Raw genomic sequence first — 14958 nt, 5'->3', positions numbered from 1 at the left:
TAGGTCAACGGCCCGTCAGGGGCGGGGCGTTGGACATCGGGGGAGAGGGGCAGCGTGCCGGACCTTGACCAGCCGGAGCGGAGCGACATCACCGTCGGTCAGCTCCTCCTCGCCGAGTACCAGACCGTCAAGGACGAGCAGAAGACCCGCATCGGCTTCCGCGACAACCTGCTCTACGTCACCCTCACCGTCGTCGCCGCCGTCATCGCCGCGGCCGCGCAGGCAAAGCAGCCCGCGATGCTGCTGGCGCTGCCGCCGGTGTGTGTCGTGCTCGGCTGGACCTACCTCGTCAACGACGAGAAGATCTCCGCGATCGGGGCCTACGTACGGGGCGATCTCGGACCTCGTCTCGCCCGGCTCGCCGGGGACGAGCGGGCCTTCGGCTGGGAGATCGCGCACCGCTCCGACGCCCGGCGGCGCTCCCGCAAGGCCATCCAGTGCGCCGTCGACCTGCTCGCCTTCTGCGTCGTGCCGCTCGCCGGGCTCGGCGTCTACTGGGCCGCCGGGAACGTGTCCCCGGGGCTCCTCGCGCTCTCCGTCGCCGAGGCGCTGACCGTCGCCGGGCTCGGCGTCCAGGTCGTGTCGTACGCCCGGCCCGTCACCGCGCCCTGACGCACCGGCCCGCCGCCCGGCGGACCCGGCCCGTCACAGGCTCAGGACTCACTGCCCGGTCACCCACCGGTACTGCAGCTCCGGCCGCCCCACCGTCCCGTACTGGGGGCGCCGGGCCGCCCGGCCCGCGTCCACCAGGTGCTCAAGGTAGCGGCGGGCCGTGATGCGGGAGATGCCCACCGCTTCGGCGACGCCGGTCGCCGTCAGGCCCTCCTTGCTGTCCCGGAGGGCGACGGTGACCCGTTCCAGCGTCGGTGCGCTCAGGCCCTTCGGCAGCGCCGCCGGGCCCGGTGCCCGCAGTGCCGCCAGCGCACGGTCGACCTCGTCCTGGCCGCTCGCCTCGCCCGCGGCGCCCCGGAACTCCGCGTAGCGGACCAGGCGGTCGCGCAGGGTGGCGAACGTGAACGGCTTCAGCACGTACTGCACGACCCCGAGCGAGACCCCCTCCCGCACCACCGTCAGGTCCCGGGCCGACGTCACCGCTATCACGTCCGCGTGGTAGCCGGCCGCCCGCAGGGAGCGCGCCAGCTGCAGCCCGTGCACGTCCGGCAGGTGCAGGTCCAGCAGCAGCAGGTCGACGGGCGTACGGTCCAGGCAGCGCCGGGCTTCCGCGCCCGTGTGCGCCTTGCCGACGGCCACGAAACCCGGCACCCGCCCGACGTACATCAGGTGCGCGTCGGCGGCGACCGGGTCGTCCTCCACCACCAGCACGCGAATCGGCTGCTCGCTCGTCATGCGTCGCCTCCCGGCCCTGCTGAGATCGCACCCTCGGCGACGGCCTCCCGCAGCGGCAGCCGTACCTCGAACCGCGCCCCGCCCCCGTCGGCGTCCGCCACCGACAGCGAGCCGCCGTGCCGGGTGGCCGCCTGCCGTACCAGCGCCAGGCCCAGCCCCCGGCCGCCCGGCCTGGACGGCTTGGTGGAGAACCCCCGCTGGAAGACCGCCTCGGCGTGGGCGGGGTCCACGCCCGGGCCGGTGTCGGAGACCCGCAGCACCAGTTCCTTGTCGTCCTCGGTCAGTGCCGTGACCGTCACCCGCGGCCGTACCCCGCCCTGCGCCGCGTCCACGGCGTTGTCGATCAGGTTGCCCAGGATCGTCACCAGGTCCCGGGCCGACAGGCTCTCCGGCAGCAGTCCGTCGTCCAGGCGGCTGTCCTCGGAGACCACGAGCTCCACGCCCCGCTCGTTGGCCTGTGCCGTCTTGCCGAGCAGCAGCGCGGCCAGGACCGGTTCGCTCACCGCCGCGACCACCTGGTCGGTGAGGGCCTGGGCCAGTTCCAGCTCGGCCGTCGCGAAGTCCACGGCCTCCTCCGCCCGGCCCAGCTCGATCAGCGACACCACCGTGTGGAGACGGTTGGCCGCCTCGTGGGCCTGGGACCGGAGAGCCTGGGTGAAGCCGCGCTCGGAGTCCAGCTCGCCCATCAGGGCCTGGAGTTCGGTGACGTCCCGCAGGGTCACCACCGTGCCGCGCCGTTCGCCGCCCGACACCGGGGAGGTGTTCACCACCAGCACGCGGTCCGCCGTCAGGTGCACCTCGTCCACCCGCGGCTCGGAGGCCAGCAGGGCGCCCGTCAGCGACGGAGGCAGGCCGAGCTCGGCCACCGACCTGCCCACCACCTCGCCCGACACGCCCAGCAGCTCCCGCCCGCCGTCATTGATCAGCGCCACACGGTACTGCCCGTCGAGCATCAGCAGCCCCTCGCGCACGGCGTGCAGCGCGGCCTGGTGGTAGTCGTGCATGCGGCTGAGCTCTTCCGCGTTCATGCCGTGGGTGTGGCGCCGCAGCCGGGCGTTGATGACGTAGGTGCCGACGGCGCCCAGCGCCAGCGCCCCGGCCGCCACGCCGATCAGGGCCGTGAGCTGGCTCTGCACCCGCTGGCTGATCTCCTCGACCCGGATGCCGGCGCTGACCAGGCCGACGATCCTCTCGCCGTCCCGGATCGGGGTCACCGCGCGGACCGACGGGCCGAGCGTGCCGGTGTAGGTCTCGGTGAAGGTCTGGCCCCTCAGCGCCCTGTCGGTGTGGCCGCGGAAGCGCTGGCCGATTTCTTTCGCATCGGGGTGGGTCCAGCGGATGCCCCGCGGGTTCATGATCGTGACGAAGTCGACGTCGGTGTCCCGCATCACGCGCAGTGCGTACGGCTGGAGCTCTGCCGTCGGATCGGGGGTGCGGATCGCCTCGACCACGGAGGGTGAGTCGGCCACCGACCGGGCCACCGCCGTGGCCTGGCGGCCCGCGGCGTCCTCGGCCTGGCCGCGGTCGCTGAGGTACGTGAACAGCGCGTAACCGGCTACGACGACCGCTATGAGCACGGCCTGCATGGCGAAGAGCTGGGCCGCGAGGCTGCGGGGTCTCGGGAGCGGGATGCGCATGTCGTCAGTCTGCCCCTTGGCTGATTGTGAACTAAATGAACGGAAGGGTGACCGCGCTCACAGAGCAGGACATAGTCACGGCATTCCCCAACCGCATCTGCGGGAGCACCGCTCCCGACGCCCGGACGTGAGCCGCACGCCGGTGATGCCGACGACGTCGTCAAGGAGGGCCGCCGTGACCAGCGCAGCCGATACGGCACCTGCCGCACCAAAAGCCAAGCGGGACCGCACGCACTATCTCTACATCGCGGTGATCATCGCGGTCGCCCTCGGTATCGCCGTGGGGCTGGCCGCACCCGACTTCGCGGTCGAGCTGAAGCCGATCGGCACCGGGTTCGTGAACCTGATCAAGATGATGATCTCGCCGATCATCTTCTGCACGATCGTGCTGGGCATCGGCTCGGTGCGCAAGGCCACCAAGGTCGGCGCCGTCGGCGGTATCGCCCTCGGCTACTTCCTGGTGATGTCCCTGGTGGCGCTGGGCATCGGCCTGGTCGTCGGCAACATCCTGGAGCCGGGTACGAGCCTGGCGGTGACCGACGCGGTCAAGGAGGCCGGTCACGCGCAGGTCGACGCCGAGGCCAAGGGCACCACCGAGTTCCTGCTCGGCATCATTCCGACCACGCTGGTGTCCGCCTTCACCGAGGGCGAGGTGCTGCAGACCCTGCTCATCGCGCTGCTCGCCGGTTTCGCGCTGCAGGCCATGGGTCCGGCCGGAGCGCCGATCCTGCGCGGTGTCGAGCACATCCAGCGGCTCGTCTTCCGCGTCCTCGCCATGATCATGTGGGCGGCCCCGATCGGTGCCTTCGGCGCCATCGCCGCCGTCACCGGCTCGGCGGGCCTGGACGCGCTCAAGAGCCTCGCCGTGCTGATGCTGGGCTTCTACGTCACCTGTGTGCTGTTCGTCTTCGTCGTGCTCGGCGTGCTGCTGCGGGTCGTCTCCGGCCTGAACATCCTGACGCTGTTCAAGTACCTGGGCCGCGAGTTCCTGCTGATTCTGTCCACCTCCTCGTCCGAGTCCGCGCTGCCGCGGCTCATCGCGAAGATGGAGCACCTGGGCGTCAGCAAGCCGGTGGTCGGCATCACCGTCCCGACCGGCTACTCCTTCAACCTCGACGGCACCATGATCTACATGACCATGGCCTCGCTGTTCATCGCCGACGCCATGGGCACGCCGATGTCCATCGGCGAGCAGATCCCGCTGCTGCTGTTCCTGCTGGTCGCCTCGAAGGGCGCCGCCGGTGTCACCGGCGCGGGCCTGGCGACGCTGGCCGGTGGCCTGCAGTCGCACAAGCCGGCCCTGGTCGACGGCATCGGCCTCATCGTCGGCATCGACCGCTTCATGAGCGAGGCCCGCGCCCTGACCAACTTCGCGGGCAACGCGGTCGCCACCGTCCTGATCGGCACCTGGACCAAGGAGATCGACAAGGAGCGGGTCAACGACGTACTCGCCGGCCGGGTGCCCTTCGACGAGACGACGCTCCTGGACGACGGTCACGGCGGCGAGACCCGCGCCGAGGTGCCCGAGCCGGGCGGCGACAAGGAACTCGCCAGGGCCTGACCGGCACCGCCCAGACCCCGGGCGGCTGAGTGTCCCCCCGTCGCTCAGCCGCCCGGCCCCGAGCCGCCGAGCGGTCCGGCCTCCCCCCGTGGGCCGGGCCGCTCGGCTTTTCGCTGCCCGTGCGCCCGGCCCGCGGCCCCTGCCGTGGGCCCGGCTCGGCTCCCTTGCCTTGACGTCGGCGTCAAGGCGTACGTTCGCAGGCATGCGAATCGGCGAACTGGCCGCACGGGCCGGGACCACCACGCGGACGCTGCGGTACTACGAGACGCGGGGGCTGCTGCCCGCGCGGCGCGACGGCAACGGGCACCGGACGTACGACGAACGGGACCTGAGGCTGCTGGAGCAGATCAGGACGTTGCGGGACTTCGGCTTCGAGCTGGAGGAGACACGGCCCTTCGTGGAGTGTCTGCGGGCCGGTCACCCGGAGGGCGACACCTGCCCCGCGTCCCTCGCGGTCTACCGGCGCAAGCTGACCGAACTGGACTCCCTCATCGGGGAGCTGACGGCGGTGCGGGAGACGGTCGCGCGTCAGCTGGTCCGGGCCGAGCGGGCGCGTGACGCGCTGGCCGCCGAGACGCTGGTTCCGGGCGGTCCGGAACCCGGGTGCGAACTGGGAGGCCACGCGTGGTGACCGACGTGACGGACGCGGACTTCGAGGCGGAGGTGCTCGGCGCGGAGCTGCCGGTGCTGGTGGAGTTCACCGCCGACTGGTGCCCGCCGTGCCGGCAGATGGGGCCGGTGCTGAAGTCCCTCGCCGCCGAGGAGGGAGCGCGGCTGAAGGTGGTGCAGCTGAACGTGGATCGCAACCCGGCGACCACCCACGCGTACAAGGTGCTGTCGATGCCGACCTTCATGGTCTTCCGGGACGGCGAGCCCGTGGCGTCGATGGTCGGGGCCCGGCCCGAGCGGCGGCTGCGCGAGGAGCTGGCCGACGTCCTGTAGGCCGCGGCCCGGACGAAAGGAAATCCCCCGAGCAATTGCGCTCGGGGGATTTCACTGCGTATATTCATTGGTTCGCGACTTCGATTAGGTCAATCCCTTGAAGCCGCTGTGAAGTTCAGTGAGCACAGTATATCCGGGCGGGAGCGGAATTGTCAAACACCGAATTTCCGGACGATGAATTGCGCGAGGAACAGGGATTCATCGACGGGCTGTACGCACGCGTGGACGCGCTGCGCGGCGACGCCGAAACCTCCGTCACGGACGCGCTCGCGCAGGGGAACACCCCGATGCAGGCCCGGCTGGAGCGGGACATCCTCGTCGCCGAGCGTTCGGGGCTGCTCGCCGCGCTGAACGCGGTGGACGGTTCGCTCTGCTTCGGCCGGATCGACCTCACCTCGGGGGTGAGCCACCACATCGGCAGGATCGGGCTGCGAGCCGACGACGCCGAGCGCACGCCGATCCTCATCGACTGGCGGGCCGACGTGGCCCGTCCCTTCTACCTGGCCACCGGCCACACCCCGATGGGGCTCAGGCGCCGGCGGCACATCTCCACCGACGGCCGGCGCGTCACCGCCCTGCACGACGAGATCCTCGACCTCGGCGACGAGACCCGCACCGGCCACGAGGACCCGACGGGCGACGCCGTGCTGCTCGCCGCGCTGAACTCGGCGCGCACCGGCCGCATGGGCGACATCGTGCGGACCATCCAGGCCGACCAGGACCGCATCATCCGCGCCCCGCACCGCGGAGTGCTGGTGGTCGAGGGCGGCCCTGGCACCGGCAAGACCGCCGTCGCCCTGCACCGTGCCGCGTACCTGCTCTACGAGCACCGGGAGTTGCTGGCCAAGCGGGCCGTGCTGATCGTCGGGCCGAACCCCGCCTTCCTCGGCTACATCGGCGAGGTGCTGCCCTCCCTCGGTGAGACCGGTGTACTGCTGGCGACCGTCGGGGAGCTGTTCCCCGGGGTGAAGGCGACGGCGACCGACACGCCCGAGGCGGCCGCCGTGAAGGGCCGCGCCGAGATGGCCGGTGTGCTCGCCGAGGTGGTCCGCAGCCGGCAGGCGCTGCCCGACCCGGTGATCACCATCGAGCACGACCGCGAGATCCTCATGCTCGACGACGGCCTGGTCAACGTGGCCCGCGAACGCACCCGCGCCGCCAAGCTGCCCCACAACGCCGCGCGCGAACACTTCGAGGGCCACATCCTCAACACCCTCACCGACCTGTACGCCGAACGCATCGGCACCGACCCGTTCGACGGGTCCAGCCTGCTGGACGCCGGCGACATCACCCAGATCCGCGACGAACTCGCCGAGAACCCCGAGGTCTGGTCCGCCATCGACCGGCTGTGGCCGAGGATCACCCCGCAGCGGCTCGTCGCGGACTTCCTCGCCGCGCCGGAGGGCTTCCTCCCCGACGAGGACGCGGCGGCGATCCGCCGCCCGGTGACCCGGCGCTGGACGGTCGCGGACGTGCCGCTGCTCGACGAGGCCGCCGAGCTCCTCGGCGAGGACGACCGGCTGGCGCGCGAACGCGCGGAACGCGAGCGACAGGCGCAGATCGCCTACGCGCAGGGCGTGCTGGACGTGTCGTACGCCTCCCGGACGTACGAGTTCGAGGACAAGGAGGAGGACGACCCCGAGGCCTCCGAGGTGCTCCTGGCGCACGACATCATCGACGCCGAACGGTTCGCCGAGCGCCATGAGGAGGACGACCACCGCAGCGCCGCCGAGCGCGCGGCGGCCGACCGGACCTGGGCCTTCGGGCACATCATCGTCGACGAGGCGCAGGAGCTGTCGCCGATGGCGTGGCGGCTGCTGATGCGGCGCAGCCCGACCCGCTCGATGACCCTGGTCGGCGACCCGGCGCAGACCGCGGAGGCGGCCGGTGTCGGCTCGTGGGCGAAGATCCTCGAGCCCTACGTCGAGGACCGCTGGGAGCACACCCGCCTCGGCGTCAACTACCGCACGCCCGCCGAGATCATGGACGTGGCGGCGGCCGTGGTGCGTGCCGAGCACCCGGACTTCGAACCGCCCAGCTCGGTGCGGTCCACGGGCGTACGGCCGTGGACCCGCGCCACCGACGACCTGCCCGGTGCCGTGGCCGAGGCGGCGCGGGAGCTGACCCCCGCCGAGGGACGGCTGGCGGTCATCGCACCGCGCGACCTCCACCGGAGGCTGGCGGCCCGCCTGGACGGGGTGACGGCGGGGGCGGAACCGGACCTGACGCGCACGGTCGTCCTGCTCGACCCGCGCCAGGCCAAGGGGCTGGAGTTCGACTCCGTCCTCGTGGTCGAGCCCGGCCGGTACGGCACCAGCGACCTGTACGTCGCCCTGACCCGGGCCACCCAGCGGCTGGGGGTGCTGCACACCGGGGAGCTGCCGAAGGCGCTGGCCGAGGCCCTGCGGTAGCCGGCGGCGGCGTGCCCGAGGGGCTCCGGCCGGACTCGGGCGGCCGGCGCGGACCCGGCCCTGCGGCAGGGCGGGCCCGGCGCGGGCCCGGCGCCGCCCTACCGCAGCAGCGCCCTCAGGTCCGCAGGGCGCGCCACAGGCCGCCCGCCGGCGACAGAACGGTCACCGAGCAGCACACCCAGAACACGGCCTGGGTCCCGGTCGCGAGCTCGTAGGTGGTGCCGTCCTCCCGCCGGCAGCAGGCCGTCATACCGCCACCCCACGGGGCAGGACGGGCGGCGGACGCCGGGGGGCGGCAGACATCGGCCACCCCACCAGCGTCCGGACAGCGGCGGAGGCCACGCCTCCGGTCACAGCGCTGTCACAGTGGGCCCGCTGACCGTCAGGCCGGGCGCAGCCACACCGTCGAGAGCGGTGGCAGGGTCAGCCGGATGCTCGCCGGGCGGCCGTGCCAGCCCTGCGGCTCCGGCTTGATGACGGCGGGATTGGTGACGTCACCGCCGCCGTAGCGGCCGGCGTCGGTGTTGAGGGCCTCCTGCCAGGCGGAGACGTCCTGCGGGACACCGAGACGGTAGTCGCGGCGGACGACCGGCGAGAAGTTCGAGACCGACAGCAGCGGGGTGCCGTCGACGTCGAACCGCAGGAACGCGAAGACGTTGTCCTCGGCGGCGTCCCCGACCACCCACTGGAAACCGGACGGCTCCGTGTCCCGCTGCCACAGGGCCGGGGTGTGGAGGTAGACGGTGTTGAGGTCGCGGACCAGGTCCCGCACGCCCCGGTGGTCCGGCTCGGCGCCGTAGTTCGGGTCCAGCAGCCACCAGTCGGGGCCGTGCGCCTCGGACCACTCGGCGCCCTGCGCGAACTCCTGCCCCATGAAGAGCAGCTGCTTGCCGGGGTGGGCCCACATGAAGGCCAGGTAGGCGCGGTGGTTGGCACGCTGCTGCCACCAGTCGCCGGGCATCTTCGACACCAGTGACCGTTTGCCGTGCACCACCTCGTCGTGCGAGATCGGCAGCACGTAGTTCTCACTGTAGGCGTACACCATCGAGAACGTCATCTCGTGGTGGTGGTACTGGCGGTGGATCGGGTCGTGGGACATGTACCCCAGCGAGTCGTGCATCCAGCCCATGTTCCACTTCAGCCCGAACCCGAGCCCGCCGAAGCCACTCGGGCCCTTGTGGTCGGTGGCCCGTGTGACACCGTCCCAGGCGGTCGACTCCTCCGCGACGGTCACCACGCCCGGCACCCGCCGGTACACCGTCGCGTTCATCTCCTGCAGGAACGCCACCGCGTCCAGGTTCTCCCGGCCGCCGTACTCGTTCGGCACCCACTGGCCCGGCTCACGCGAGTAGTCCAGGTACAGCATGGAGGCCACCGCGTCCACGCGCAGGCCGTCGATGTGGAACTCCTCGCACCAGTACAGGGCGTTCGCCACCAGGAAGTTGCGGACCTCGTTGCGGCCGTAGTCGAACTCCAGGGTGCCCCAGTCGGGGTGCGCGGAGCGCAGCGGGTCCTCGTGTTCGTACAGCGGACGGCCGTCGAACTCGGCGAGCGCCCAGTCGTCGCGCGGGAAGTGCGCGGGCACCCAGTCCATCAGGACGCCGATGCCCGCCTGGTGCAGCGAGTCCACCAGGTACCGGAAGTCGTCCGGGGTGCCGAGCCGGGCCGTCGGGGCGTAGAAGCCGGTGACCTGGTAGCCCCAGGACCCGCCGAAGGGGTGCTCCGCGATCGGCATCAGCTCCACGTGCGTGAAGCCCAGGTCCTTGACGTAGGCCGGGAGCTGCTCGGCCAGTTGACGGTAGGTCAGTCCAGGGCGCCATGAGGGCAGGTGCACCTCGTAGACGGAGAACGGCGCCTTGTGCGCGGGGACTTCGGCGCGCTGCGCCAGCCACTGCTCGTCGCCCCACTCGTAGGTGGAGGACGTGATGACCGACGACGTCGCGGGCGGTTCCTCCGTGCGGCGGGCCAGCGGGTCGGCGCGCAGCGTCTTGGAGCCGTCGGGGCGGGTGATCTCGAACTTGTACAGCTCGCCCTCGCCGATGCCCGGCACGAACAGCTCCCACACCCCCGAGGAGCCCAGCGACCGCATGGGGAAGCCGGTGCCGTCCCAGAAGTTGAAGGTGCCGGCCACCCGCACACCCCGCGCGTTCGGCGCCCACACCGAGAAACGGGTGCCGGTCACGCCCTGGTGCGTCATGGGGTGCGCGCCCAGCGCCTTCCACAGCTCCTCGTGCCGGCCCTCGCCGATCAGGTGCAGGTCGAACTCGCCCAGCGTGGGCAGGAAGCGGTACGCGTCCTCGGTGTCCTGGACCGTCCCCTCGTACGCGACGAGCAGCCGGTACTGCGGGACCTCCCGCAGCGGGAGCAGCCCGGAGAAGAAGCCCTCCCCGTCGTCGTGCAGCTCGGCCCGCAGGTCCCCGGCGACCACCGTCACCGACAGGGCGTACGGCCGGAAGGCGCGCACGGCGATGCCGCCGGGCACCGGGTGGGCGCCGAGCACGGAGTGCGGGGAGTGGTGCGTGCCGCTCAGCAGCCGCTCCCGGTCGGCTGCGTCGACGGCGGGGGAGACGGCGACCGAGGGCTCCGGCACGGCGGCGGCAGCCGGAGTGAGCTTCCTGGCCGTGGCCTTCTTCGCCGTGGCCTTCGTCGCCGTCTTCACCGGTGTCTTCTTGGCCGGTGTCTTCTTGGCGGGTGTCTTGGCGGGCGCCGTCTTCTGCACCGCGGCGTTCTTCGCCGTGGCTTTCTTCGCCGTCGCCTTCGCGACCGTGGCCTTCGAGGCGACCGTCTTCGCGGCGGTCTTCTTGGCCGTCGCCCTGTCGGCCGTGGTCTGCTCGGCCGCCGTCCCCCGCGCGGTCGCCCGCTCGGCCGGAGCCTCCCGCGCTGTCGTCTTCTTCGCCGCGGCCTTCTCCGCGGGCGCCTTCTTGGCTGTGGCTTTCTTCGCTGTGGCCTTCTTCGTCGTCGCCTTCTTGGCCAGGGCCTTCGACGCCGCCTCCTCGGCCGCCGCGACATTCTTCGCGGCCGTCTTCCTGGCGCGTGTCTGCTGAGGGACCGCCGACTCGTTCGCGGCGGTCTTCCCGGCCGCCGTCTTCTTGGCCGTCGCCTGTTTCGGGACCGCCGTCTTCTTCGCGGCCGTCTTCTTCGCGACGGTCTTCTTCGCCGCCGCCTGCTCCGGCAGCGCCGTCTTCTTCGCGGCGGCCTTCTTCTGCGCGGTCGTGGGCCGCTCGACGCCGGCGGTCTCGGCCGCCTTCTTCGGATGCGAACCGCTGGACTCGGGGCGGGGGGTCACGGGCGGGGCCTCCTAGGCGAAGGTACGGGTGGATCAGGTGGTCAGGAGGTGCTCAGGTCGGGTCGGCCGAGGCCAGCCGGTGCACGGCGGCCATCGGAACCGGGAGCCAGTCGGGGCGGTGCCGGGCCTCGTACACCACCTCGTAGATCGCCTTGTCCGTCTCGTAGGCGCGCAGCAGCACGGGGTCGGTGCGCGGGTCGCGGTCGGCGGCCTCCGCGTAGCCGGAGCAGTACGCGGCCCGGCATGTGCGGGCCCAGTCCGGCTGCGGCGGGTCCACCGAGCGGGCCGCGTAGTCGAACGAACGGAGCATGCCGGCGACGTCCTTCATCGCCGGCTGCGGCATCCGCCGCTCGGCCAGCGGCCGTACGGGCTCGCCCTCGAAGTCGATCAGCCACCAGTCGCCGGCGGGCGAGCGCAGGCACTGCCCGAGGTGCAGGTCACCGTGGATGCGCTGCGCGGTCCAGGTACGGCCCTCGGCGGCCAGGTCGCCCAGCGCCGTGAACGCCGAGTGCAGCCCGGGCGCGTACGGCCGCAGCGCGGGCACCGCCTGTACGGCCGCCTCCAGCCGCTCGATCATGCCCTCGACGGTCCGCTGGAGCTGGAGGTGGCCCATCGTCACCGTCGGCAGGGCACGGGCCAGCGCGGTGTGCACCTCGGCCGTGGCCCGCCCGAGGTCCCGCGCCTCGGCGACGAAGTCCTCGCCCTTGGCCAGCTCGCGCAGCGCCAGCTCCCAGCCGTCGGCGGCGCCCTGCACGAACGGCTGGAGCACGCCGAGGACGTAGGGCTCGTCGGCGAAGTCCGCAGGACCGGTGACCGCGGCCGAGGCGGCGGACCGCCCGACGTCGGCCACCATCCAGGCCGTCGGCGGCGGCACCTTCGGGCAGCCCACACGGGCCAGCGCCAGCGGCAGTTCCAGATCGGGGTTGATCCCGGGCACCACCCGGCGCATGAGCTTGAGGATGAACGTATCGCCGTAGACGACCGACGAGTTCGACTGCTCGGCGGTCACCAGGCGGGGCACCAGGCCGGCCCGGATCTCCTGGTGCGGGTCCCTGTCGAAACGCAGCCCGCCGATGCGGGCCTGGGTGCGCAGGGCCTCCAGGAGCAGTTCGGCGGGCCGGGGGTCGTGCAGGGCCTCGTACACCGTCCGTCCGGCCAGGGGCCCGCTGGTCACGTGTCCGATGAGCGCGGGCGCCAGCCGGGGCGGCAGCGCCTCGCGCACGCCTATCAGCAGCTGGTAGCAGTCGCCCGGCTGCTCGGGGGCGCTGTGGCCCGGCACGAGCGGCTGATGGGCGCGCACGAGGAGGTGGTACAGGCCCAGCTTGGCGGTGGACGGCAGCAGCTCGGTGGCCTCGACCAGGGTGAACCCGGTGACCGGACGCCCCTTGCCCGCGAACCAGCGCTGCCGCGGCAGCCACTCCCTCAGCAGCGGATCCAGTGACGCAAGGAGGCCGGGAGGGGCGGTGACGATGCGTGTGACGGCTTCCGACATGGCGTCGCGTCCTTTCCCCGGGGTGGGCGGGGTGTTACTGATGCGTGCCCCGGGCGGGGCGCTGGAAACGCCCCGCCACGGGGTTTGCGGCCTGCCTGGCCGATCAGTGCCGGAGCAGGCCCTACGCGGCGTCCTTGCGGAGCCTAAACCAGTAGAAGCCGTGGCCTCCGAGGGTCAGCAGGTACGGCAGTTCGCCGATGGCCGGGAAGCGGACCCCGCCGAACAGCTCCACCGGATGCCGGCCCTCGAAGGCGCTCAGATCCAGCTCCGTGGGCTGCGCGAAGCGCGAGAAGTTGTTCACGCACAGCACCAGGTCGTCCTCGTACTCCCGCAGGAAGGCGAGGACCGCGGGGTTGGAGGAGGGCAGCTCGGTGTAGGAGCCCAGCCCGAAGGCGATGTTCTGCTTGCGGATCTCGATCATGCGGCGGGTCCAGTGCAGCAGGCTGGACGGCGAGGCCATCGAGGCCTCGACGTTGGTGACCTGGTAGCCGTAGACCGGGTCCATGATCGTCGGCAGGAACAGCCGCCCCGGGTCACAGGACGAGAAGCCCGCGTTCCTGTCCGGGGTCCACTGCATCGGCGTGCGGACCGCGTCGCGGTCGCCGAGCCAGATGTTGTCGCCCATGCCGATCTCGTCGCCGTAGTAGATGATCGGCGAGCCCGGCAGCGCCAGCAGCAGGGCCGTGAACAGCTCGATCTGGTTGCGGTCGTTGTCGAGCAGCGGGGCGAGTCGGCGCCGGATGCCGATGTTGGCGCGCATGCGGGGGTCCTTGGCGTACTCGGCCCACATGTAGTCGCGCTCTTCGTCGGTGACCATCTCCAGGGTCAGCTCGTCGTGGTTGCGCAGGAAGATGCCCCACTGGCAGCCCGAGGGGATGGCCGGGGTCTTGGCGAGGATCTCGGAGACCGGGTAGCGGGATTCCCGCCGTACGGCCATGAAGATGCGCGGCATGACCGGGAAGTGGAAGGCCATGTGGCACTCGTCACCGCCGGACTGGAAGTCGCCGAAGTAGTCGACGACGTCCTCCGGCCACTGGTTGGCCTCCGCCAGCAGCACCTTGTCGGGGTACTGCGCGTCGATTTCTTTGCGCACCCGCTTGAGGAAGGCGTGCGTGGCCGGGAGGTTCTCGCAGTTCGTGCCCTCCTGCTGGTACAGGTACGGCACCGCGTCCAGCCGGAACCCGTCGATGCCCAGGTCCAGCCAGAACTTCAGCGCGGAGATCATCTCCTCCTGCACGGCCGGGTTCTCGTAGTTGAGGTCCGGCTGGTGCGAGAAGAAGCGGTGCCAGTAGTACTGCTTGCGCACCGGGTCGTACGTCCAGTTGGAGGCCTCGGTGTCGACGAAGATGATCCGCGCGTCCTGGTACTGCTTGTCGTCGTCGGCCCACACGTAGTAGTCGCCGTACGGCCCGTCGGGGTCCTTCCTCGACTCCTGGAACCACGGGTGCTGGTCGCTGGTGTGGTTCATGACGAAGTCGATGATCACGCGCATGCCGCGCTGGTGGGCGGCGTCGACGAACTCCACGAAGTCGGCCAGGTCACCGAACTCCGGCAGCACGGCGGTGTAGTCGGAGACGTCGTAGCCGCCGTCCCTCAGCGGCGACTTGAAGAAGGGCGGCAGCCACAGACAGTCGACGCCCAGCCACTGCAGGTAGTCGAGTTTGGCGGTCAGGCCCTTCAGGTCACCGACGCCGTCGCCGTTGCTGTCCTGGAAGGAGCGGACGAGGACCTCGTAGAACACGGCGCGTTTGAACCACTCAGGGTCCCGGTCTTTCGCGGGAGTGTCCTCGAAGGTGTCCGGAACGGGCTCGTTGACGATCATTTTGTGGGTGACCCTCCGATCTGCGGGGTGGACGGTCGCAGAACCGTGAAGACATGCGCGGGCCTGTGGCCCGGTTCGAGGCGCACATAGTTGGCCCTGCCCCAGTGATAGGTCTCGCCGGTGAGCTCGTCGCGCACCGGCACCGACTCGTGCCATTCCAGGCCGAGTTGCGGCATGTCCAACGAGACCGTGGCCTCCTGGGTGTGGTGAGGGTCGAGGTTGGCGACCACCAGAACCGTGTTCGAACCCTTCCGCTTCGAGTACGCGATCACCGCTTCCTTGTCCGTCTGGTGGAAGTGCAGATCACGCAGTTGCTGGAGCGCCGGGTTCTCGCGCCGGATGGTGTTGAGCCTGGTGATCAGGGGGGTGATGGTGCGGCCTTCGCGTTCGGCTGTCTCCCAGTCGCGGGGGCGGAGCTGGTACTTCTCGGAGTCGAGGTACTCCTCGCTGCCCTCGCGCA

General features: G+C 71.4%; 11 protein-coding genes and 1 pseudogene. 5 read left to right on the top strand and 7 right to left on the bottom strand.

What is annotated here, in order from left to right; translation table 11 throughout:
- Positions 1–54: 54 nt before the first annotated feature.
- Entirely contained in the window at positions 55–612 is a 558-nt protein-coding gene (locus ACFPZJ_RS14710; protein WP_381021337.1) for a hypothetical protein, read from the top strand.
- Positions 613–660: 48 nt separating this feature from the next.
- On the opposite strand, the gene ACFPZJ_RS14705 is transcribed toward ACFPZJ_RS14710, so the two are convergent.
- On the bottom strand, positions 661–1347 hold the full coding sequence (locus ACFPZJ_RS14705) for a response regulator (RefSeq protein ID WP_381021335.1): 687 nt from the start codon (positions 1345–1347) through the stop codon (positions 661–663).
- On the bottom strand, positions 1344–2984 hold the full coding sequence (locus ACFPZJ_RS14700; RefSeq protein WP_381021334.1) for a sensor histidine kinase: 1641 nt from the start codon (positions 2982–2984) through the stop codon (positions 1344–1346). The genes ACFPZJ_RS14705 and ACFPZJ_RS14700 overlap by 4 nt, the downstream gene beginning before the upstream one ends.
- Positions 2985–3159: 175 nt before the next feature.
- Here ACFPZJ_RS14700 and ACFPZJ_RS14695 point away from each other — a divergent pair, with 175 nt between their 5' ends.
- The 4 genes from ACFPZJ_RS14695 (at position 3160) to ACFPZJ_RS14680 (ending at position 7898) form a co-directional block, all read left to right on the top strand.
- Positions 3160–4545 (top strand): cation:dicarboxylate symporter family transporter, encoded by a 1386-nt coding sequence (locus ACFPZJ_RS14695; RefSeq protein ID WP_381021333.1) that lies wholly within the window; start codon positions 3160–3162, stop codon positions 4543–4545.
- Positions 4546–4747: 202 nt separating this feature from the next.
- Positions 4748–5176: a MerR family transcriptional regulator gene (locus ACFPZJ_RS14690; protein ID WP_381021331.1), complete on the top strand. Its 429-nt coding sequence runs from the start codon at positions 4748–4750 to the stop codon at positions 5174–5176.
- Positions 5173–5487, top strand: coding sequence for a thioredoxin family protein (locus tag ACFPZJ_RS14685; protein WP_381022118.1), 315 nt, complete (start codon positions 5173–5175; stop codon positions 5485–5487). The genes ACFPZJ_RS14690 and ACFPZJ_RS14685 overlap by 4 nt, the downstream gene beginning before the upstream one ends.
- 131 nt (positions 5488–5618) lie before the next feature.
- Positions 5619–7898 carry a HelD family protein gene (locus tag ACFPZJ_RS14680; protein ID WP_381022116.1) on the top strand — a complete coding sequence of 760 codons (2280 nt, stop codon included), beginning with the start codon at positions 5619–5621 and terminating at the stop codon, positions 7896–7898.
- A gap of 115 nt (positions 7899–8013) precedes the next feature.
- On the opposite strand, the gene ACFPZJ_RS14675 is transcribed toward ACFPZJ_RS14680, so the two are convergent.
- From ACFPZJ_RS14675 to ACFPZJ_RS14655, 5 genes and pseudogenes are all read right to left on the bottom strand, one after another.
- Positions 8014–8148: a hypothetical protein gene (locus ACFPZJ_RS14675; RefSeq protein ID WP_381021329.1), complete on the bottom strand. Its 135-nt coding sequence runs from the start codon at positions 8146–8148 to the stop codon at positions 8014–8016.
- A 132-nt stretch (positions 8149–8280) separates the two neighbouring features.
- Positions 8281–11184, bottom strand: coding sequence for a 1,4-alpha-glucan branching enzyme (gene glgB / locus ACFPZJ_RS14670; protein WP_381021327.1), 2904 nt, complete (start codon positions 11182–11184; stop codon positions 8281–8283).
- A 52-nt stretch (positions 11185–11236) separates the two neighbouring features.
- Complete coding sequence (locus ACFPZJ_RS14665) at positions 11237–12676, bottom strand: maltokinase N-terminal cap-like domain-containing protein (RefSeq protein ID WP_381021325.1); 1440 nt, start codon at positions 12674–12676, stop codon at positions 11237–11239.
- Between the two features lie 121 nt (positions 12677–12797).
- Positions 12798–14498 carry a maltose alpha-D-glucosyltransferase gene (treS, locus tag ACFPZJ_RS14660; RefSeq protein ID WP_381021323.1) on the bottom strand — a complete coding sequence of 567 codons (1701 nt, stop codon included), beginning with the start codon at positions 14496–14498 and terminating at the stop codon, positions 12798–12800.
- A pseudogene (locus tag ACFPZJ_RS14655) lies at positions 14495–14958 on the bottom strand (DUF3459 domain-containing protein); the annotation flags it as partial. The pseudogene ACFPZJ_RS14655 and the gene treS, both read right to left, overlap by 4 nt.

This window comes from Streptomyces bullii, from assembly GCF_042657145.1.
Classification (GTDB): domain Bacteria; phylum Actinomycetota; class Actinomycetes; order Streptomycetales; family Streptomycetaceae; genus Streptomyces; species Streptomyces bullii.
The sequence above is the reverse complement of the archived record's forward strand: the minus strand, read 5'-3'. Positions and strand labels throughout refer to the sequence as shown.